Source organism: Methylophaga sp. UBA5088, from assembly GCF_002414625.1.
In the GTDB taxonomy this organism is placed as follows: Bacteria; Pseudomonadota; Gammaproteobacteria; order Nitrosococcales; family Methylophagaceae; genus Methylophaga; species Methylophaga marina.
Genome location: NZ_DIAC01000025.1, coordinates 2376 through 3192, shown reverse-complemented (window position 1 = coordinate 3192; position 817 = coordinate 2376). Strand labels below are relative to the sequence as shown.

At 47.2% G+C, this 817-nt stretch carries 1 protein-coding gene; it reads left to right on the top strand.

The genetic code is table 11. From position 1 onward, the window contains the following. A partial coding sequence (locus tag B4K20_RS03030) for an FAD-dependent oxidoreductase (RefSeq protein ID WP_289281835.1) occupies window positions 1-768 on the top strand: 768 nt, incomplete at its 5' end. Between the last annotated feature and the right edge of the window lie 49 nt (window positions 769-817).

Genomic DNA, 817 nt, shown 5'->3' with positions numbered 1-817 from the left:
ATCTCCTGCAGTGGCCAAGCACCTATCCTAGGTGCCTTATATCATGCACCAGGTTCAGTGGCTCGTCATGATGCCGTGGCATGGGGTTATGCCAAAGAAGCTGATCGCATGGGTGTTGAAATATTCCAGATGACTGAAGTCACCGGCATTGATACTAAAGGCGGCAAGGTAGTTGGTGTGAATACATCTAAAGGTTACATCAGTACCAATCGGGTGTTATCTGCAGTGGCAGGCTTTACGCCACGTATCACTGAGATGGTGGATCTGGATACGCCGATTGTAATTCACCCTTTACAAGCCTGTGTATCAGAACCGATGAAACCTTGGCTCGACACGATTTTGGTATCAGGCAGCCTGCATGTGTATGTCAGCCAGTCGTCCCGTGGTGAACTGGTTATGGGGTCCTCATTAGATCCTTATGAATTCCATTCAACACGTTCATCACTGGATTTCGTGGAAGGACTCACCACACATATCACCGATATGTTCCCATTTTTATCGAATGTCAAAGTGGTCCGTCAATGGGCGGGTATGGCTGACATTACGCCTGACTTTGCACCGATTATGGGTAAAACGCCGGTTGAAGGGTTTTATCTGGACGCTGGGTGGGGCACATGGGGATTCAAAGCCACACCTATCAGTGGCAAAACCATGGCTGAGACGATTGCAAAAGATATGACACCTGACCTTATCAAATCATTCCGATTATCACGTTTTGAAGACTATGAGCTGACCGGTGAAAAAGGCGCAGCATCAGTTGGTCACTAAGTTAAGAGTAAGGCTATGAAACTACTTGAATGTCCCGTTAATGGTATCC